16 protein-coding genes and 1 pseudogene are annotated in these 19,785 nt (G+C 74.8%); 9 read left to right on the top strand and 8 right to left on the bottom strand.

Annotation, left to right across the window (positions count from 1 at the left end; all coding sequences use genetic code 11):
- Positions 1 to 238 precede the first annotated feature (238 nt).
- The gene (locus tag OMK64_RS18165; RefSeq protein WP_272729767.1) at positions 239 to 2,539 is read right to left on the bottom strand and encodes a sodium-translocating pyrophosphatase; all 2,301 of its coding nucleotides are present in this window, start codon (positions 2,537 to 2,539) and stop codon (positions 239 to 241) included.
- Between the two features lie 208 nt (positions 2,540 to 2,747).
- Between OMK64_RS18165 and OMK64_RS18160 the strand changes: the two genes are divergently transcribed.
- The 3 genes from OMK64_RS18160 to OMK64_RS18150 all read left to right on the top strand — a co-directional run bounded on the left by OMK64_RS18160 (position 2,748) and on the right by OMK64_RS18150 (position 6,819).
- A complete protein-coding gene (locus tag OMK64_RS18160) occupies positions 2,748 to 3,278 on the top strand; it encodes a sigma-70 family RNA polymerase sigma factor (protein ID WP_272729766.1) in 531 nt (176 codons plus the stop codon).
- Entirely contained in the window at positions 3,275 to 4,675 is a 1,401-nt protein-coding gene (locus OMK64_RS18155; protein ID WP_272729765.1) for a hypothetical protein, read from the top strand. The genes OMK64_RS18160 and OMK64_RS18155 overlap by 4 nt, the downstream gene beginning before the upstream one ends.
- A gap of 191 nt (positions 4,676 to 4,866) precedes the next feature.
- The gene (locus OMK64_RS18150) at positions 4,867 to 6,819 is read left to right on the top strand and encodes a substrate-binding and GGDEF domain-containing protein (protein ID WP_272729764.1); all 1,953 of its coding nucleotides are present in this window, start codon (positions 4,867 to 4,869) and stop codon (positions 6,817 to 6,819) included.
- 81 nt (positions 6,820 to 6,900) lie between these two features.
- Here OMK64_RS18150 and OMK64_RS18145 read toward each other — a convergent pair whose 3' ends face one another.
- A complete protein-coding gene (locus OMK64_RS18145; RefSeq protein WP_272729763.1) occupies positions 6,901 to 8,025 on the bottom strand; it encodes an epoxide hydrolase family protein in 1,125 nt (374 codons plus the stop codon).
- Between the two features lie 144 nt (positions 8,026 to 8,169).
- On the opposite strand from OMK64_RS18145, the gene OMK64_RS18140 reads away from it, so the two are divergent.
- The 5 genes from OMK64_RS18140 (at position 8,170) to OMK64_RS18120 (ending at position 12,671) form a co-directional block, all read left to right on the top strand.
- A complete protein-coding gene (locus tag OMK64_RS18140; protein ID WP_272729762.1) occupies positions 8,170 to 9,240 on the top strand; it encodes a helix-turn-helix transcriptional regulator in 1,071 nt (356 codons plus the stop codon).
- Positions 9,241 to 9,261: 21 nt separating this feature from the next.
- The gene (locus OMK64_RS18135) at positions 9,262 to 9,798 is read left to right on the top strand and encodes a sigma-70 family RNA polymerase sigma factor (RefSeq protein ID WP_272729761.1); all 537 of its coding nucleotides are present in this window, start codon (positions 9,262 to 9,264) and stop codon (positions 9,796 to 9,798) included.
- Positions 9,795 to 11,009: a hypothetical protein gene (locus OMK64_RS18130; RefSeq protein ID WP_272729760.1), complete on the top strand. Its 1,215-nt coding sequence runs from the start codon at positions 9,795 to 9,797 to the stop codon at positions 11,007 to 11,009. The genes OMK64_RS18135 and OMK64_RS18130 overlap by 4 nt, the downstream gene beginning before the upstream one ends.
- 109 nt (positions 11,010 to 11,118) lie before the next feature.
- Complete coding sequence (locus OMK64_RS18125) at positions 11,119 to 11,658, top strand: RNA polymerase sigma factor (RefSeq protein ID WP_272729759.1); 540 nt, start codon at positions 11,119 to 11,121, stop codon at positions 11,656 to 11,658.
- Positions 11,655 to 12,671: a hypothetical protein gene (locus OMK64_RS18120; protein WP_272729758.1), complete on the top strand. Its 1,017-nt coding sequence runs from the start codon at positions 11,655 to 11,657 to the stop codon at positions 12,669 to 12,671. The genes OMK64_RS18125 and OMK64_RS18120 overlap by 4 nt, the downstream gene beginning before the upstream one ends.
- Positions 12,672 to 12,692: 21 nt before the next feature.
- Here OMK64_RS18120 and OMK64_RS18115 read toward each other — a convergent pair whose 3' ends face one another.
- From OMK64_RS18115 to OMK64_RS18090, 6 genes are all read right to left on the bottom strand, one after another.
- Positions 12,693 to 13,031 (bottom strand): anti-sigma factor antagonist, encoded by a 339-nt coding sequence (locus tag OMK64_RS18115; RefSeq protein ID WP_445292860.1) that lies wholly within the window; start codon positions 13,029 to 13,031, stop codon positions 12,693 to 12,695.
- Between the two features lie 172 nt (positions 13,032 to 13,203).
- Positions 13,204 to 13,890, bottom strand: a complete 687-nt coding sequence (locus OMK64_RS18110) for an anaerobic ribonucleoside-triphosphate reductase activating protein (RefSeq protein ID WP_272729756.1) — start codon at positions 13,888 to 13,890, stop codon at positions 13,204 to 13,206.
- Positions 13,890 to 15,722 (bottom strand): ribonucleoside triphosphate reductase, encoded by a 1,833-nt coding sequence (locus OMK64_RS18105; RefSeq protein WP_272729755.1) that lies wholly within the window; start codon positions 15,720 to 15,722, stop codon positions 13,890 to 13,892. Before OMK64_RS18105 ends, OMK64_RS18110 begins: the two co-directional genes overlap by 1 nt.
- Before the next feature lie 261 nt (positions 15,723 to 15,983).
- Positions 15,984 to 17,063 carry a 5-oxoprolinase subunit C family protein gene (locus OMK64_RS18100; RefSeq protein ID WP_272729754.1) on the bottom strand — a complete coding sequence of 360 codons (1,080 nt, stop codon included), beginning with the start codon at positions 17,061 to 17,063 and terminating at the stop codon, positions 15,984 to 15,986.
- Positions 17,060 to 17,764, bottom strand: coding sequence for a 5-oxoprolinase subunit B family protein (locus OMK64_RS18095; RefSeq protein ID WP_272729753.1), 705 nt, complete (start codon positions 17,762 to 17,764; stop codon positions 17,060 to 17,062). Before OMK64_RS18095 ends, OMK64_RS18100 begins: the two co-directional genes overlap by 4 nt.
- Positions 17,765 to 17,795: 31 nt before the next feature.
- Positions 17,796 to 18,575 carry a LamB/YcsF family protein gene (locus OMK64_RS18090; protein ID WP_272729752.1) on the bottom strand — a complete coding sequence of 260 codons (780 nt, stop codon included), beginning with the start codon at positions 18,573 to 18,575 and terminating at the stop codon, positions 17,796 to 17,798.
- A gap of 135 nt (positions 18,576 to 18,710) precedes the next feature.
- On the opposite strand from OMK64_RS18090, the pseudogene OMK64_RS21245 reads away from it, so the two are divergent.
- Positions 18,711 to 19,664, top strand: a pseudogene (locus tag OMK64_RS21245) (DEAD/DEAH box helicase); the annotation flags it as partial.
- Between the last annotated feature and the right edge of the window lie 121 nt (positions 19,665 to 19,785).

The raw sequence follows: 19,785 nt of genomic DNA, 5'->3' as shown, positions 1-19,785 counted from the left end.
GCCACGCGCCACCTCCTGCGTCGTCCGTCACCGCGCCGCCACGCTGACGGCCTCGGATGTCCCGCGCGGGCCCCGCGCGGGCCCGCGCGACCTCGCGACGAGCCACGACGCGGGCGAGCCGTCGGCGCGGGTCGGTCGAGTCTCGCGGACTGCGCCCGCATCCGCGCGGCAGCCGCCCGACGCCGGACGCCGCCCACCCCCGGGTCGGGGCGGACGGCGTCCGGGTGCTGCGGGTGGGTCAGCGCGCGAGCGCGCGCTCCGCCTCCGCCGCGACGGTCTCCTCGCGGTCCACGCGCGCCGCGCGCAGCCGCGACGCGATCACGGCGCCGAACGCGATGAGCGCCGCGACGACCGCGATGGACAGGCGCGCGACGTGGTTGGCGTCGTCGCCGACCGAGATCACGACGACGGCCGGCGCGATGAGCACCGACACGAGGTTCATGACCTTGATGAGCGGGTTGATCGCGGGACCGGCGGTGTCCTTGAACGGGTCGCCGACGGTGTCGCCGATGACGGCGGCGGCGTGCGCGTCGGAGCCCTTGCCGCCGTAGTGCCCGTCCTCGACGATCTTCTTCGCGTTGTCCCACGTGCCGCCCGCGTTCGCGAGGAACACGGCCATGAGGACGCCGGCGCCGATGGCCCCGGCGAGGAACCCGGCGAGCGGCCCGACGCCGAGGCCGAAGCCGACGGCGATGGGCGCGAACGCCGCGAGGAGGCCCGGGGTGGCGAGCTCGCGCAGCGAGTCGCGCGTGCAGATGTCGACGACCTTGCCGTACTCGGGCCGCGTCTCACCGGTCATGATGCCGGGGAAGTCGCGGAACTGGCGGCGCACCTCGAAGACGATCGCCCCCGCGGCGCGGGTCACGGCGTCGATCGCCAGCCCCGAGAACAGGAAGACGGTCGCCCCACCGAGGATCACGCCGACGAGCGTGACCGGGCTGATGATGTCGTACGACAGCATCGCGGCGACGATGTCGTTCCCGACCGGACCGGAGAGGCCGTCGAGCGCGGTCCGCACGGCATCCGCGTACGAGCCGAACAGCGCGGTCGCGGCGAGCACGGCGGTCGCGATCGCGATGCCCTTGGTGACGGCCTTCGTGGTGTTCCCGACAGCGTCGAGGTCGGTGAGGATCTGCGCGCCCTCGGGCGTCACGTCGCCGGACATCTCGGCGATGCCCTGCGCGTTGTCGCTGACCGGCCCGAACGTGTCCATCGCGACGATCACGCCGACGGTCGTGAGCAGGCCGCAGCCCGCGAGCGCGATGAGGAACAGCGCGAGCGCGACGTTGCCGCCCGCGATGAGGAACACGCCGCAGATCGCGGCCGCGATGATGCCCGCGGTGTAGACGGCGGACTCGAACCCGACGCCGATGCCCGACAGGACGACGGTCGCCGCACCCGTGAGGGTCGTCTTGGCGACGTGCAGCGTGGGCTTGCTCGTGGTGCCGGTGAAGTAGCCCGTGACCCACAGGATGATCCCGGCGAGCACGACGCCGATGGCGACGGCGGCCGACGCGATGAGCCGCGGGTCGCCCGCGTGCGTCTCGAGCCCCGCCGTCCCGCCCGTGAAGTCGGCGAACGACGACGGCAGGTAGACGAACGCCGCGACGGCCGCGAGCGCGACGCCCACGAGCGCCGAGATGTAGAAGCCGCGGTTGATCGCCGTGAGGCCGCTCTCGTTGCCGCGGACCCGCGTGATCGCGACGCCGAGCGCCGCGACGAGCGCGCCGACGGTCGTGACGATGAGCGGGAAGACGAGCCCGTGCTCGCCGAACGCGGCCTTGCCGAGGATGAGCGCGGCGACGAGCGTCACCGCGTACGACTCGAACAGGTCCGCGGCCATGCCGGCGCAGTCGCCGACGTTGTCGCCCACGTTGTCCGCGATGGTCGCGGCGTTGCGCGGGTCGTCCTCGGGGATGCCCTGCTCGACCTTGCCGACCAGGTCGGCGCCCACGTCGGCCGCCTTGGTGAAGATGCCGCCGCCGACGCGCATGAACATCGCGAGCAGCGCGGCGCCGAAGCCGAAGCCCTCCAGGACGCCGGGCGCCTCCCCGCGGTACAGCAGGACGACCGCCGCGGCGCCGAGGAGTCCGAGCCCGACGACGCTCATCCCGACGACGCCGCCGGTGCGGAACGCGATGCGCGCCCCCTCGGCCCGGCCGCCGGGCTGGGACGCGGCCGCCGCGACGCGCAGGTTCGCGCGCGTCGCCAGCCACATGCCCAGGAACCCGATCGCCGCGGAGAACAGCGCGCCGACCAGGAAGAAGATGGACCGCCCCACCTTGACGCCGGAGTCGCCCGGCAGCAGGAACAGCAGGGCGCAGACGACGACCGCGAAGATGGCCAGGGTGCGGAACTGCCGGCTCAGGTACGCCGACGCCCCTTCCTGGACCGCGCGCGCGATCTCGCGCATGGAGGCCGTACCCTCACCGGCCGCGAGCACCTGACGGCGCAGCACCGCAGCGACGACCAGGGACGCGACCGCGACCGCTGCGATGACCACGACGATCGTGATGCTCGTGGAACCGAGCTCGACCATGCATCCTCCCAGGATGGTGCCCGGCACGCTCCCCCTGACCGTGCCTGCCCCGCGGCCCCGTTGCCGCCGGACCCGCAGAGTCTAGCCAGGCGATGTGACCTGGATCGCACCGGGAGGTGGACAGCAGGTTCCAGCCCGACCCCAACCGTTCCGATGTCCCGTACGTCAGCACGGTCATGAGGCATCGACGACGGACGGGGACGCACCGGTGACGTGGGAGGACGAGCTCGGTCGCGTCGTCGCGGAGCGCGGCGGTGCGCTCGTCGCGTACGCGCGTCTGCTCACGGGTGACCTGCACGCCGCGCAGGACCTGGTGCAGGACGCGCTCGTGAACGCGTTCACGCGCCGCCGGACCCGACCCGTCGACGAGGTGGAGGCGTACGTGCGCCGCGCCATCCTCAACGCCTACCTCGACGGCTGGCGGCGACGGCGACGGCTCGACCAGGTGGTGCACCTCGTCGCCACGCAGACGCACGCCAGCGACGAGACGTCCGCCGTCGGCGACCGTGCCGACGTCGCCGCCGCCCTCGACGCGCTGTCGCCGCGCGAGCGCGCGTGCGTCGTCCTGCGCTTCTACGACGACCTCACGCTCCCCGAGATCGCGCACCGCCTCGGCGTGTCCGACGGCGCCGTGAAGCGGTACCTGTCCGACGCCCGACGACGCCTCGAACCCCTGCTGGGGCCGCAACCCGACCTGCTCGACGACGTCCCGACGATCGCGAAGGGAGCCCGGCGATGACGCGCGACCTGTCCCGTGACCTGCACGACCTGGCGGCCCGCACGGCCGCGTCGCTGCCGGCCGGCGGGCTCGACGTCGGCACGCTGACCGGCCGGACGCGCCGCCGCCGGCGCGTGCGCACCGCGATCACGGGCGTGTGCGCGGCCGGGGTCGTGGCGGTGCTGGCCGGCGGCGCGGCGTTCGTCGGCCGTGAGCAACCCGCTCCCGTGCCTGCCGACACCCCGACGGTCTCGCCGAGCCCGACCCTGCCGGCACCGAGTGCGACGCCGACCGTGCGCGCCGTGGCGCTGCCGCCCGGTGACCCGTCGGCGCCGTTCGGCACGTGCGGCGCGCTCGCGTCGACGCCGCCCGCGTCCGGGGTCGCGGCGACGTGGCTGACGTCGGCCGGGGTGCTGGCCGCGAGCGTCCCCGCGGGCGAGCCGCTCGGCGTCTGGGGCGAGCTCGTGCCGCCGGGCGACGACGCCTCGCTCCAGGCGGTCGGCTACCCGGCGGCGGGCCCGCGGTTCGCGGTGCTGCGCGACGGGGTGGTCGTCGCGGGCGGGACCGACCTGTACGGCGGCGCGCGCGACGACCTCGACCTGCACCCGGTGTGGTTCGAGGGCATGGGCTCGCCGGTCTACGACGGGACGGTGGCGCTCACGGTGTGCGACCCGGGCGACGGCTCGGCCGACGTGGGGGCGTCGCTGCCCGCGGGCGACTACACGCTGCTCGCGTGGACTCCCGTGGCTGGTCTCGGCACGACCGAGCTCCCCGACGCGTTCTGGACGGGCGAGCGGACCGCCGAGGAGATCGTCGCCGCCAGCGGGGCGACGTGGGTCGCCGCGCTCGCCGAGCCGGTGCCGTTCTCGATCGTCGGGACGGCCGAGGAGGCGGTCTCCACCGATCCCGGCGAGGTGCCGTCGCTCGACGTCCCGACGTCCGAGCAGCCTCCGGTGTGCGGCGTGCCCGCCCCCGCCGGCCCGTCGTCACCGCTCGGCTTCTCGCTCACCACGTCGACGCCCACCACGACGCTGGCCGCAGGTGAGGAGGTCGCCGTGACCGGGGTGCTCACGGCCGGGCCCGGCGGGCGCTGGTCGCTCGGTACACCGCAGCTCGACCTCGTGGTCAGCACCGACGGCGTCGTCGTGGGCGCGACGCTCGTGCCCGCGGACGGCTGGATGTTCCTCCTGGACCTCGGGCCGGGCACCCCGTACGACGTCGGGGCGACGAGCCTGCTGACGACGTGCTCGGGCGGAGGGGGCGTGCCGGGGACGCCTCTCCCGCCGGGGACGTACACGGTGCACCCGGTCATGCACCTCAGCCACCCGGAGGTGTGGACGCCGGCGGGCGGCACGCAGGAGGGGCCGCAAGGCTGGGTCGACGTCGTCGGCGAGCCGTTCGAGGTGACCGTGCGCTGACCGCGAGCCCGCTCGCACGACGGCCGGGCAGCGGGTGGAGGGGGCCCGCGCACCCGGCCCGACGTGCGTGCGCGCGCACCCACCTTGCTGCGCCGGGCGGGTGGCGGCGCGACCTGCGGCTCAGCACGTGCCCCGGGCGACCGATACGCCAGGGCGACAGCGCGACGAGGCGACGACGGGCGGCGGCACCGATGGCAGGCAGGCGCGAGGACGGCGACGGGCGCCGACGTGCCGGTGACCCGCTCGTCTGCGTCCTGTCGCCGTTCATCGGCGGGCCGTTCTACGGCCAGGTGCTCAACGGCACGCAGCAGGGCGCGCGGCGCACCTCGAGCCGTCTGCTCGTCGTCCAGACGCTCGACGCGGCGTCCTTCCGCATCGACGCGCACACGGTCCCCGACCACCTGCCGCCCGTCGCGCACGACCACGTCGAGGGGTTCGTCGTCCCGGTCGGCGCGGTCGCGGACGACTACGTCCAGGAGCTGCGCGCGAGCGGCGCGGACGTCGTCCTCGTCGGGCACTCGCTCCCCGGGATCACCTCGGTGCGGGCCGACAACGAGGGCGGCGTCGCGGGCGCGGTCGCGCACCTCGTGGCGCACGGGCACACGCGCATCGCCTTCGCCGGGTTCCGTGGCGCGCCCGACGTCGCGGAGCGGTTCGCGGGCTACCGCCGCGGCCTGGTCGCGGCGGGGATCGAGCCGACCGACGACCTCGTCTACGACGCGGCCGACAACCTCGAGGGCGGCGGCGAGGAGGCCGCGCGCGCGATGCTCGCGGCCGGCCTGCCGTCGACGGCGGTCGTGTGCGGCACCGACCTCAACGCGATCGGGGTCATGCGGGTGCTCCGCGCCGCGGGGCGGGACGTGCCGGGCGACCAGGCCGTCGTGGGGTTCGACGACATCGACCGGGCCCGGTTCGAGTCGCCGGGTCTCGCGTCGGTCGCGCAGCCGATGGAGGAGATCGGGGCGACCGCCGTCGAGCTCCTGCGTGCCGGTCGTGCTGACGCCGGCGGACCGCGGACGGTGCGGGTGCCGACGACGTTCGTGCCGCGCGGGTCCTGCGGGTGCCGCGTCGAGCGGGAGGTTCCCGACCCGGCCGCCGCCGACGCCGTGGACGACGCCCGCGAGCGCACGTTCGCCGGAGCACGCGCGCTCGGCCGGACCCTCGCGATGCACTACGAGCTGACGATGGACCTGCTGCACACGCCCGACGAGGACCCGGCGGCGCTGCGCTGGATGCGGCACACGTTCGCGCGCGCCGGCTGCCTCGGGCTCTGGACGACCGAGCGGGACGCGACGCCGCCCGACGAGCGGACGCTCCGCGTCACCGGCACCTACGAGCGCTCGTCCGACGGCGACGACGTGCGCGCCTCCGCGACCCGCGTGCTCGGGCCGCGGACGGGCGTCCGCTCGTTCCCCCCGCGCGACGTGATCGCGCTCGCGCGAGAGCCCGAGGACGTCGTGCTCGTCGTCCCCGCGAAGGTGAACGACAGCGACTGGGGGCTGCTGACGTTCGTCGGCCCGCTGCAGACCGGCGTCGAGAACGGCCGTGAGAGCCCCTACCAGTGCACGGCCCTGCTGACGGTCGCGCTCGACCTGCGGCACAAGGAGGAGCAGCTGCGCCGCGCGGCGCTGCACGACCCGCTGACGGGACTGCCCAACCGCGCGCTGTTCACCGAGCAGCTCCAGCGCAGCGTGGCCCGCGCGCAGCACCACACGCACTACCACTTCGGCGTGCTGTTCCTGGACCTCGACGGGTTCAAGGAGGTCAACGACTCGCTCGGGCACGCCGCCGGGGACGAGGTGCTGGTCGCGGTCGCGGGGCGGATCAGCCGCGCGGTCCGGGCCAACGACCTCGCGGCCCGGCTCGGCGGCGACGAGTTCGTGGTGCTGCTCGACGGCATGTCGTCGACGGCCGACGCGACGTCCGTCGCCGAGCGCCTGAGCCGCGCGCTGCTCGAACCCCTCGACGTCGGCGGGACGACCGTGCAGGTCGGCGTGAGCGTCGGCATCGCGACGAGCGAGCGGGTCCCGGGCACGGCGGACGACGTCATGCGCGACGCGGACGCGGCGATGTACCGCATGAAGCAGACGCGCGCCGCGGCCGCGCTGGCCGGCCTCACCGCGCACGGCGTCGACGACTTCTGACGCCCCGCACGGCGCGCCGAGAGCGGCGACCCGACGGTGCGGGTCACCGCCCCCGGCCGGACGGGCGGGTCGGTCGCGCGGTCAGGCGAAGAACACGCGCAGGTCCTCGACGACGTCCTGCGGGACCTCGAGCGCCGCGTAGTGGCCGCCGCGCGCGTGCTCGGTCCAGTGCTCGATGCGGGCGTTGTCCCGCTCGGCGAGGCTGCGGATCGTCTGGAAGTCGTCCTTGAACACCGCGACGCCGATGCGTCCGGTGCTGACGACGGGCTCGGCCCCCGCCCGCTGCTCGGCGTAGTGGTACCGCGCCGCCGTCGCGTACGTGTTGGTGAGCCAGTAGAGGCTGGCCTGCGCGAGCACCTGGTCCGCGGTGACGAGCGAGGTGCCGTTGCCGAAGCTCTCGAACAGCTCGTGGTACGCGAGCGTCGCCACGGGCGAGTCCGCGAGGCCGGCCGCGACGGTCTGGGGACGGGACGCGTTCATCGCGTTGTACGCGCCGACGGACTGGAACCACTGCATGTGCGCGAGCGCCGCGTACTCCTTCGGGCCGAAGCCGTCCATCTCGCCCGGCGCTCCCGACGGGAAGGAGAACAGCTGGAGCACGTGCGCGCCGCGGAAGCCGTCGGCGTCGAGGATCGCGAGCTCGCGCCCGACCATCGCGCCTCCGTCGCTGCCGTGCACGCCGTAGGAGTCGTAGCCGAGCCCCCGCATGAGGGTGTCGTAGGTGCGCGCGACCCGCGCCATCGTCCAGCCCGCGCCGACGAGCGGCGTCGAGAAGCCGAAGCCCGGCATCGAGGGGATGACGAGGTGGAACGCGTCCTGCGGCCGGCCGCCGTGCGCGACCGGGTCGACGAGCGCGTCGATCATCCCGAGGAAGTCGAGCACCGAGCCCGGGTACGTGTGCGCGAGCAGCAGCGGGGTCGCGTCGGTGTGCGCAGAGCGGACGTGCAGGAAGTGCAGCGGCTGCCCGTCGATCTCCGTGACGAAGCCCGGGTACGCGTTCAGCCGGTCCTCGACGGCCCGCCAGTCGAACGTCGTCCAGCGCGCGACCATGTCCCGCAGGTACGACTGCGGGGTGCCGTACTCCCACGAGTCGTCGGGCGCGGCAGGCGCGAAGCGGGTGCGCGCGAGCCGCTCGCGCAGGTCGTCGAGGTCGGCGTCCGGGACGTGGACGGTGAACGGGCGGATCGAGAGCGGCGTGGCGGTCATGGTGGTCTCCGCGGGTCCGTGAGCGGGGTCTTCGTCCTGCTCGGTACCCTCACGCTAGGAGCCGTTCCGGAACGGTTCTTTCCGCTTCTCGGGCTGGCCTGCGGTGCGCTCGAGGCGGAGATCTCACGAGCCCGCGGAGGGCACATGGCCAGCACGTCCGCCCGGTTGCTGACGCTGCTCGGGCTCCTGCAGTCACGGCCCGACTGGTCCGGGCCCGAGCTCGCCGGACGGCTCGGCGTCACCGACCGCACCGTCCGCAACGACGTCGCGCGGCTGCGCGACCTGGGCTACCCCGTCGACGCCGTCCGCGGGCCCGGCGGGCGCTACCGGCTCGGCGCGGGCGCGCGTGTGCCCCCGCTCCTGCTCGACGACGCCGAGGCCGTCGCCGTCGCCGTCGGCCTGCGCCGCACCACCGCCACCGCGGGGTTCGAGGACCCCGCCCGGTCCGCGCTCGCCAAGCTCGAGCAGGTCCTGCCCGACCGGCTCCGCCGACGGCTCGCGTCGATCCGCGACGCGAGCGCCAGCGGGCCCGAGAACACCGACTCCAACGTCGAGGACCCGGCCGTCGACACGGGCGTCCTCGCGGCGCTCGCCGACGCCGTCCGCGACCACCAGGGCCTGCGCGCGTTCTACCGCGACGACCCCGTCGAGATCGAGCCGTACCGCCTGGTCGCGTGGCAGCGCCGTTGGTTCCTCGTCGCCCGCTCACCGGCGACGGGCACGTGGGCGCCCTACCGCGTCGACTGGCTCCGCCTGCGCACGCCCGGCGGCCGCCGCTTTACGCCGACGCCGTTCCCCGAGGACTTCACGGAGTTCACCGTCCGCGAGGTCGCCCGGACCGGCTGGGCCGTGCACGCGTGCATCACCGTCGACGCCCCGCCCGAGGAGGTGCTCGCGCGCATCAACCCCACCGTCGGCACCGTCGAGGCCACCGACGACGGGCGCAGCGTCCTCGTCACCGGTGGCGACAGCGTCGAGGTCGTCGCCGTCTGGATCGGCATGCTCGGCCTCGACTTCCACGTCGAGGAGCCGCCCGAGCTGGTCGACCACGTCCGCGTCCTCGCTGAGCGCTACGCGCGCGCCGTGCCGCTCGCGTCGCCGCGGACCGGACCGCCGTCAGGACGACCCGGTCCCCGCGCGCATCCGGCCCGGACTCGAGGGGCGGCCCGACCGGGTGACCAACGATCCACCGGCGTCCCGCGTCCTGGACCATGACGACTCGGGACAGGAGGGCCGATGGCGGCGTGGGAACAGGTGCTCGACGACCTCGTGCAGGTCCGCGGGCACGCCCTCGCGCGGTACGCGGCGCTCCTCACGGGTGATCGCGACACCGCGCAGGACCTCCTGCACGACGCGCTCGTGCGGTGCTTCGGCCAGGCGCGCCCGCTGCGGGACGCGGTCGCCGCGGAGGCGTACGTGCGCCGCGCGATCCTCACGGTCTTCCTCGACGGCAACCGACGGCGCACCCGGTGGGCGGCCGTCCGGCACCTCCTCGGACGGGACGAGACGGTCGACGGTCCGGAACCCGCCGCCGTGGACCGGATGAGCGTCGAGTCGGCCCTCGCCACGCTGCGGCCCCGGCTGCGGGCCTGCGTCGTCCTGCGGTTCTACGACGACCTCACCGTGCCGGAGATCGCCCGCCGCCTCGGCGTCGCCGAGGGCACCGTCAAGCGGTACCTGTCCGACGCGGTCGGGCAGCTCGAGGACGTCCTGGGGCCAGTGTCGTCCGGTCGCGACCGGCGGGAGACCGCCCCGGTGGAGGAGGCTCGATGAGCATCGACCTGAGCACGGCGCTGCACGACCTGGTGGACGGCCGCCGGGCCGACGGTCCCGCGCCCGTCGACGTGCCTCGGGTGCGGTCGCAGGCTCGCCGCCGCCGCGTGGCGCACCTCGGTGCGCGGGGAGCGGTCGGCGTCGGAGCCGCAGGGGCCATGGCGCTCGGGGCGACCTACCTCGCGGGGGCGCGCGACGCCCGCACGGTGCTGCCGTCCGACCCGGACGCGGCTCCGGGCGAGTGCGGGTCGAGCGTCGCGGGCCTGGGGCGCACCCCGGACCCGACCCTGGGCCTGGCCCGGTCATCGTGGTCGGACCCCGGGTTCCAGGCGATGGTGAGCCGGCCGGACGCGGTGCCCGTACCCGGTGATCTCGGCACCTACGTCGGGCGCGAGGTCTGGGTGCAGGCCGTAAGCTCGCGACCCCAGGACGGTGCGGGCGAGCCCGCGACGGAGCTGTCGTCCTTGCAGGACACGCTCGCGCTCGTCGAGCAGGGCTACGTGGACCGTCTCAGGGCGCGCGAGGCGGGCGAGGAGGTCAGCCAGGAGGACCTCGACGAGCGCGCAGCGACCGTCGCCGGCCTCCGGGCGTCGATCGCCACGCGGCTCGCCGCCGGTGAGGTCGCACCGCCGACCCCGGCCGTGGCGCGCGTGCGGGTGCTCGTCACCTACGACGAGCACGTCGTCGCGACGGCCGTCCTGCCCGAGGAGGGCGCCTCCGACGCCTCCGCGGCGTGGGACCGGTCGACCAGCGGTCTGCTCACCGAGCAGGTGCGGCTCGGCCTCGTCACGTGCACCGTCGACGGCGCCGGCGGCGACCCGCTCCCCGCGGGGACCTACGACGTCCTCGTCGCGCGCGAGGGCGAACCGCTCACGGACGCCTCCGGGCCGTGGACCCTGACGGTCCCCCCGCTCGCGAGCGCGGCCACCGGCCTGCCCGACGACTTCCCCGTCGACGTCGTGCCGATGCCGCCGGGCACCGTCCTGTCGGTCGACGGCGACGCCACGGCCGGCTGGAGGGTCGAGCTGGACGTCGCGGGTGTCGACCGGCTGCTCGTGGCGGCCGACCTCCTGACGGCGGTCGACGGTGCGACGGAGGAGTACCGCGACCCGCTCGGTGCCGGTGTGGCGGTCCCCGGCTGGTCCGTCGAGATCCACCCGGGCGACGAGGGCGACGACACGTCGCTGTTCTACGACGTGCGCCCCCGCTGACACGCCGGTCGCCGGCGCGCCCGGGCGACGGCGGGGCCGCCTACAGTGCGCACCCAACGTTCTCGGCGTCCCGGACGTCCTGTGCGCGACGACCGGACAGGAGGCACGCATGGCGGCGTGGGAACAGGTGCTCGACGACCTGGTGCAGGTGCGCGGGCACGCGCTCGTGCGGTACGCGACGTACCTCACGGGAGACCGGCGGCAGGCCGAGGACGTCGTCCAGGAGGCACTGGTCCGCTGCTTCGGCCGGACGCGCACGCTGCGTGACGCGGTCGCCGCCGAGGCGTACGTGCGCCGGGCGATCCTCACCGAGTTCCTCGACGGTCACCGCCGCACGACGCGGTGGCGCAGCGTCCGGCACCTCATGGCCCGCGACGAGCACGTCGAGTCGCCCGAGGTGTCCACCGTCGAGCGGGCGAGCGTCGAGGCCGCGCTCGCGACCCTGTCACCGCGGCTGCGGGCGTGCGTCGTCCTGCGGTTCTACGACGACCTCACCGTCGCGGAGATCGCCCGCACGCTCGGCCTCGCCGACGGCACCGTCAAGCGGTACCTGTCCGACGCGATGGACGCCCTCGAAGGGGTCCTCGGCCCGCTCAACGCGGATCGCACCACCGACATCGAGCTCGTGAACACCCGGGAGGCACGATGAGCACCGACCTGTCCCGCACGCTGCACGCGACGATCGACGGCGAGCCCGCCGGCGTCCCGACGGCGTTCGACATGAGCAGGGTGCGCGCGCGGGCGCGCCGTCGGCGTACCGTCCGGGTCGCGACCCGGGCCGCCACCGGAGCTGCGGCCGTGGGCGTCATCGCGTTCGCAGGCCTGCACGCCACCCGTCGCGACGTGACCCCGCTGCCGCCGGCGCGGGAAGGTGCGGCACCGGGGACGTGCGGGTCGGACGTCAGGGCGGTCGCGGACGAGCACCCGGACGACTCGATCAGCCTGTACGCAGGAGTCGCTCAGGCGCACGAGGAGTTCGGCGACGACCAGCCCGTCCCGGAGCAGTCGGCGCTCGGACGCGTCGTGGGCCCCGAGGCGGAGATCACGCTGGGGGTGCGTCACGACGGTGCCCCCTCCCTCGACCCCGTGTGGGACACGCCGGTCGACCTGCGCCTGGTCGTGACGCACGACGGGACGGTCGTCGGCGTCGTGGACGAGTCCGTCGACACCACGTCGGGGTACGAGCGCGACGGCGAGGTCTGGACCTTCCGCACCGTCCGCATGCCGATGGTGACGTGCGACGAGCCCGGCCGGTCCGGTGGGGACCGTCTCCCGGCGGGCGAGTACGAGGTGTACGCGACGCGTGGTGACGACACCCCCGTCACGGCGCTCGCGGGCCCGTGGGACCTGACGGTCGTCGACGACACGCTCGTGGCCGCGCTGCCCGCCGGGTTCCCGTCCGACGTCGTCCCGGTCATCCCCGGACGCGTCGTCCGCGCGGAGGAGCACGACGGGGTCTGGACCGTCGAGGTCGCCAACCCGGCCGACGACCGGTTCCTGGAGGCGGCACGGCTGCTCGGCGAGCGCGACTATCTCGACATGGTCGGAGTCGACAAGATCGAGAAGGTCGTGGACGGCTGGTGGGTGGAGGTGCACAACTCCTCGCGGATCTACGGCGACAACGAGACCGTGTCCTACTTCGTCGGCCACAGGCCCCTCTGACCTGAGGGGCGCCGACGACGGTCAGGCGACCGAGCCGTCGTCGGCGAGCGCGTCGTCGAGCGTCTCGTGCACGGTGAACACGGGCAGCAGCGCGGTGATGCGGAAGAGCTGGCGGACCCGCTCGGTCGAGATGACGAGCTGGAGCCGCCCGCCGAGCAGGCGCACCTTCTTGAGCGACCCCACGAGCACACCGAGACCGGTCGAGTCCATGAAGGTCACGTTGCCGAGGTCGACGACGAGGTCGGTGCGCTCGCGGTCGAGCAGGTCGTGGACGCACTCGCGCAACGCGTCGGCCGTGGACACGTCGACCTCACCGTCGACCTCCACCACGGTCCGCGTCCCCACGTCCCTGCTGGTCACGCGCACCCTGTGATCCCCCGTCCCTCGTCGGAATTCAAACATTCCCGACAGGCCCGCGACGAGCGCATCGAGCGGCGTGTTTTCACCCGGCCGGCGGTATCGACGCTCTCCGCCGAGGGCTATGTGCCCCGAATCGTGCCGACCTGCGCGCTCCGTCGCGAGATGCCCGTGGTCAGACGGCGGACGGGACCCGTCGGGCCGCCGCGAGCGCCTGCCGGTACGCGTCGGTCGTGCCGTCGGGGCGGACCTCCTGCAGCACGTGGTCGCGCACACCGAGCCCGGCGAGCGTCGCGGTGAGCTCGTCGACGTCGGCGGGCGTCAGGACGGTCGGGTCGACGGTCGTGCGGACCTGCACGTCGACGCCCGACGCGAGGACGAGCGCGAGCGACGCGAAGGTCGCGTCGGCGCTCGTCGTCGGACCGCCTGCACGTGTGATCGCGCGGTACAGGCGCCTGGGTGCCTTGACGTCGAACCCGACCCAGTCGACGTGCGGCAGCAGCGCCTCGAGCCGCCGCGGGTAGGCGCCGCCGGTGTGCAGGCCGACCAGGAAGCCGGCGTCACGCACCTCGCGTGCCGCGTCGACCAGGCCGGCCTGCCGGGTGGGTTCGCCGCCCGAGAAGACGACGCCGTCGAGCAGCCCGCGACGCCGCGACAGCAGGTCGCGCACGTCGGACCACGGCACGACACCCGGCGCGCGCGGGTCGAGGATCGCGGAGTTGTGGCAGTACGTGCAGCGCCACGGGCAGCCCTGCAGGAACGCGGTCGCGACGAGCCTGCCCGGCCAGTCGCACGACGACAGCGGCGTCAGGCCCGCGATCGCGAGCCCGTCCGCCGCCGCCGTCGTCGTGCGGCCCGTCATCAGGCCGGCTGCTCCGCCCCGGCCGCGGCGAGGGCCCGCTCCTGGAACGGCGTGCGCTCCAGGTGCTCGCCCTTCTTGCCGATGTTGAACGAGCTCACGGGCCGGTGGTAGCCCATGACGCGCGTCCACACCTCGCACACGACCTCGCCGTAGCCCTCGTCGGCGCAGCGCGGGCACGTCGGGTGCTCGCCCGAGAGGTAGCCGTGCCGCGTGCAGACGGAGAACGTCGGCGTGACCGTGAGGTACGGCAGGCGGAACGTCGACAGCGACCGCTTCACGAGCTCGCGCGCGGCCTCGGGCGTCGACAGACGCTCGCTCATGTAGAGGTGCAGCACGGTGCCACCGGTGTACTTGGTCTGCAGGTCGTCCTGCCGCGCCAGCGCCTCGAACGGGTCGTCCGTGAAGCCGACGGGGAGCTGCGAGGAGTTCGTGTAGTACGGGTGGTCGTCCGTGCCGGCCTGCAGGATGCCGTGGAACCGGCGGCGGTCCTCCTTGGCGAACCGGTACGTCGTGCCCTCGGCGGGCGTCGCCTCCAGGTTGTAGAGGTGGCCGGTCTCCTCCTGGTACCGGACCATCCGCGCCCGCACGAAGTCGAGCACCCGGACGACGAGCGCGTGCCCGTGCGGGTCCGTCAGGTCGTACGCGTCGCCCGTGAAGTTGCGGACCATCTCGTTGAGGCCGTTGACGCCGATCGTCGAGAAGTGGTTGTCGAGCGTGCCGAGGTACCGCTTCGTGTACGGGAACAGGCCCTCGTCGATGTACTTCTGGATGACCGTGCGCTTGAGCTCGAGCGACGTGCGCGCCAGGTCGAGGAGGTCGGACAGCGCGTCGAACAGGCCGTGCTCGTCGCCCGGGTTGAGGTAGCCGAGGCGCGCGCAGTTGATCGTCACGACGCCGAGCGAACCCGTCTGCTCCGCGGAGCCGAACAGGCCGTTGCCGCGCTTGAGCAGCTCGCGCAGGTCGAGCTGCAGCCGGCAGCACATCGAGCGCACGTCGCCCGGGTTCATCTCCGAGTTGAGGAAGTTCTGGAAGTAGGGCAGCCCGTACTTCGCGGTCATCGCGAACAGCCGGTCCGCGTTGGGGCTCTCCCAGTCGAAGTCGTGCGTGATGTTGTACGTCGGGATCGGGAAGGTGAAGACGCGTCCGCTCGCGTCGCCCTCCGTCATGACCTCGATGTACGCCTGGTTGATGAGGTCCATCTCGTGCTGCAGCTCGCCGTACGTGAAGTCGCACGGCTCGCCCGCGACGAACGGCACCTGCTCGCGCAGGTCCTCCGGGCACGTCCAGTCGAACGTGAGGTTGGTGAACGGGGTCTGCGTGCCCCAGCGCGACGGCACGTTGAGGTTGTAGACGAGCTCCTGGATGCCCTGCCGGACCTGCTCGTACGTGAGGCCGTCGAGGCGCACGTAGGGCGCCATGTACGTGTCGAACGACGAGAACGCCTGCGCGCCCGCCCACTCGTTCTGCATCGTGCCGAGGAAGTTGACGATCTGGCCGATCGCCGAGCCGAAGTGCTTCGGCGGGCGCGCGTCGACCTTGCCCGGCACGCCGTTGAGGCCCTCCTGCAGGAGGGTCCGCAGCGACCACCCCGCGCAGTAGCCCGACAGCATGTCGAGGTCGTGGATGTGCAGGTCGCCCTCGCGGTGCGCCCGGCCCACGTCCGCCGGGTAGACGTGGCTCAGCCAGTAGTTCGCGACGACCTTGCCGGCCGTGTTGAGGATGAGCCCACCCAGCGAGTAGCCCTGGTTGGCGTTGGCGTTGACGCGCCAGTCGCGGCGGTCGAGGTACTCGTCGATCGACGAGCCGACCTCGACGACGACCTGCTCGGTCATGTGCGGTGTCCCCTTCGTCCCTGGTGCCCTCCCGCCTCGGCGACCCCACATGTTGTGGTCGCGGCGTCCCCGGAGGACTAGATGTGGCAGTTCTATGCCCGACGACGGGGCCACCGGGGGACGAAGGTCCCGCAACCCCGGGCCCGTGCGCGGCGGCGCGGGAAAAACTCGTCCGGATGCGCGGCGTGTCGCGACGCGGCCCTCACGCGGGGGCGGCGTGTCGTCGACGGTCGCCGGTCGCGGCGTGTCGCGACGAAGCGCTCAGCCGCGGACGAACCGGACTCGCTCGCCGGGCCGCACCTGCGCCAGCACCCCGAGCGCCGAGGCGCGCACGACCGCGAGCACCGGGTACCCGCCCGTCACCGGGTGGTCGACGCCGAACACCACCGGCAGCCCGTCCGGCGGCACCTGCACCGCCCCCGGGACCAGACCTGCCGACGGCAGCTCCGCAGCCGCCCGCGCCCGCACGCGCACCACCCGCGGCCCGTCCAGGCGCAACGCCACGCGGTCCGACGACGGCGTCACCCGGTATCCGTCCGCGCCGCAGAGCGCGTCGAGCCCGCCCTCGAACCAGTCCGCGTGCGGGCCCGCCACGACGGGCAGTCGCCACGGCCGCTCGGGCCAGGGGCGGACCGGGGCGACGTCGACCGGTGGCCAGGCCGAGGGCGGGTCCCCGACCGGCAGGACGCCCCCCGCCGCGAGCGCCGCCGGGCCGATCCCGCCCAGACGGTCCGAGGCCCGCGACCCCAGCACCGGCGGCACGTCGATCCCGCCCCGCACAGCGACGTACGTGCGGAGCCCGCTGCTCGGCGCGCCGACGCGGACCTCGGCGCCGTCCGGCACCTCGACCGGGGCGTGCATCCCGACCGCCACGCCACCGACCCGCACCGGTGCCGGTGCCCCCGCGCACGCGATCGTCAGCGGGCCGCGCGCTCGCAGCCGCAGACCGCCCATGAGCAGCTCCAGGCCCGCCGCCCCCTCGTCGTTGGCGACCAGGCGGTTCGCCAGGCGCAGCGCCGGCGCGTCCGCCGCCCCCGACCGGCCGACGCCGACGTGCGCCCACCCCGGCCGGCCGAGGTCCTGCACGAGCGTCAGGACGCCGGGATCGACGACCTCGAGGGCCCCGCGACCGCCGGCCAGCCGGGCCTCGGGATCGACACCCTCCTTGCCCTCGGGACCGCGGGCCTTCCTGGCCTCGGGACCGACGGCCTCCCTCGCCTCGGGACCGACGGCCTCCCTCAGCTCGGGACCGACGGCCGCCCTGCCACCGGGTCCGGCGGCCTCGGCCGCGGACGGCGTCTGTCGACGTCGGGCCGTCACGTCGTCCCCTGCCGCGCTCACGCGGGCGCAGCCGAGCGGCCGTGCGCCGCCGCCGTCTCGGGCTCGGGCTCGGGGACGAAGCGCACGCGGGACCCGGGAGCCAGCAGCGCCGGCGGCACGCGCGTCACGTCGAACAGCGGCACGTCGCACCGCCCGAGCAGCCGCCAGCCGCCGGGCGTCGCCGCTGGATACACCGCCGAGAACTCGTCCGCGATCGCCACCGCGCCGGCCGGGACGCGCTCGCGCGGCGTCGCCCGTCGCGGGACCCGCAGCGCCGGGTCCAGGCCGACCAGGTACGCGAACCCCGGCATGAAGCCACCGAACGCGACCGTGTACGTCGCGGCCGCGTGCCGCTCGACCACCTCCTCGACCGTGAGCCCGGTGAGCACCGCGACCTCCGCGAGATCCTCGCCGTCGTAGCGCACGGGCAGCTCGACGACGTCACGCGGCTGCACGTCGCCCACGAAGTCCGCGGTGCGTGCGGACCGCCAGACCCGTCGGACCGCGGTCGTGAGCGCCGTCAGGTCCGCGCCCGGCGTCGTCCGCAGGAGCACCGTGGTCGCCGCCGGCACCTGGTCGACCACGACGCCCCGCACCGACCCGTCGCCCTCCTCGCGGGCGCGTCGCAGGGCGTCGTCGAGCCGCCGCACCGCCGCGAGGTCCGCGACCTCGACGAGCAGCGCGTCGTCGCCGAACGGCACGACGTGCAGCGCGGAGGTCATGCGCCGATCCTGCCCCTCCTGCGCCGCCCGGTCAGACGAACGGACCGACGGCGACGCCCGCCTCGTCGAGCGCACGCCGCACGGCGACCGCGAGGGTGACCGCACCCGGGGTGTCCGAGTGCACGCACACCGACTCCGCGTCGACGGGGATGACGGTCCCGTCGACGCTGGTCACCCGCCCGTCGCGTGCCATGCCGAGCACGCGCGCGACCACGTCGTCGGGATCGACCACGAGCGCACCCGGCTCGGTCCGCGGCACGAGCGTCCCGTCCGCCCGGTAGCCGCGGTCGGCGAACGCCTCCCGCACCGGTCGCAGACCGCGGTCCCGGGCGACGTCCAGCACGACCGCGCCGGGCAGCCCGACGAGCGGCAGCGGGCCGCCGCTCCCGCTCGCCTCCACGACCGCGTCGACGACCGCCGCGGCCTGCTCGGCGTGGTGCACGACCGCGTTGTAGAGCGCACCGTGCGGCTTGACGTACGCCACCTGCGCACCGGATGCGGCCGCCGCCCGCCGCAACGCACGGACCTGCTCGACGACGTCGGCCCGCAGGACGTCGGGCGGGACGTCGAGGAACCGTCGGCCGAAGCCCTCCCGATCCCGGTACGACACCTGCGCCCCGACGGCGACGCCGCGCTCCGCCGCCGCGCGGCACACGGCCGCCATCACCCGGTCGTCGCCGGCGTGGAACCCGCACGCGACGTTCGCGCTCGTGACGACGTCGAGCAGGCGCGACTCCGGCCCGGCGACACCGGGGACCCAGTCGTCGAGCCCTTCCCCCAGGTCGCAGTTGAGGTCGATGCGCGCACCCATGCCCCGATCCTCCCCCGTCCGCGGCGGCGACGTGCACGGTCGCGTCGGCGGGCCTCGCGCCGTCGGCCTGCCGCACGCTCTCGCCGCCTCGCACCGCGGGCCGTCCGGCGCGCCCGCGGGTGCGAGGATGGGCCGGTGGTCCGGACCGGTGAGCTGCTCGACGCGCTGCTCGCCGGAGGCCGACGGGCCGACCGCCTCACGCACGTCCGCCACCTCCCCGCGCGCGAAGGCGTTCGGGCGCCGTGGCCGACCTGGGCCGACGCCGACGTCGTGCGCGGCTACCGGCAGCTCGGCGTCGAGCAGCCCTGGGCCCACCAGGCGGTCGCCGCCGACGCGGCGTGGTCCGGCCGGCACACCGTGCTGTCGACCTCGACGGGGTCGGGCAAGTCGCTCGCCTTCTGGCTGCCGGCCCTCACGGCCGCCCGCGGCTCGGCGGCGGCACGCACGCTCGACCCCGGCCGGATCGAGACCGTCACCCGCCGCGCCACGACGCTCTACCTGTGCCCGACCAAGGCCCTCGCCGCGGGCCAGCTGGCGGCGCTCGACGACCTGCTGCGCGCCGCGACCCTGCGGGACGTCCGCGTCGCGACGGCCGACGGCGACACGTCCCTCGACGAGCGGCGGTGGGTCCAGGAGCACGCCGACCTGGTCCTCACCAACCCCGACTTCGTGCACTTCGCGCTGCTCCCGCAGCACCGACGGTGGGCGCGCCTGCTCGGTGCGCTCCGGTACGTCGTCGTCGACGAGTGCCACGCCTTCCGGGGTGTGTTCGGCGCGCACGTGGGCCTCGTGCTCCGGCGGCTGCAGCGCGTCGCCCGCTCCTACGGCGCGTCGCCCGTGTTCCTGCTCGCGTCGGCCACGACGGCCGACCCCGCGGTCAGCGCCGCGCGTCTCGTCGGCGTCCCCGCCGACGACGTCACGGCCGTGACGGAGGACGCCTCCCCCGCGGGCCGCAAGACGTTCGTCCTCTGGCAGCCGCCGCTGCTCCCCGGCGGTGACGCCCCGTGGAGCGACCTGCTCCCCGACGAGGACCCGTGGTCGACGCCCGTCGCGGCACCCGGCGGCGCCGTCCGCACCCGCGCGCCCGGCACGGCCCGCCTGCTGCCACAGCGACACGCGCGTCCCGGGCCAACCGGCGACGAGCACGGCGTCGAGCCCGGAGATGTCGATCCCGAGCTCGAGGGCGTTCGTCGTCGCGAGCGCGCGCAGG

The organism is Cellulomonas fimi (genome assembly GCF_028527925.1).
In the GTDB taxonomy this organism is placed as follows: domain Bacteria; phylum Actinomycetota; class Actinomycetes; order Actinomycetales; family Cellulomonadaceae; genus Cellulomonas; species Cellulomonas fimi_C.
Note: the sequence above shows the minus strand (reverse complement) of the source record. Positions and strands in the feature narration are given on the sequence as shown.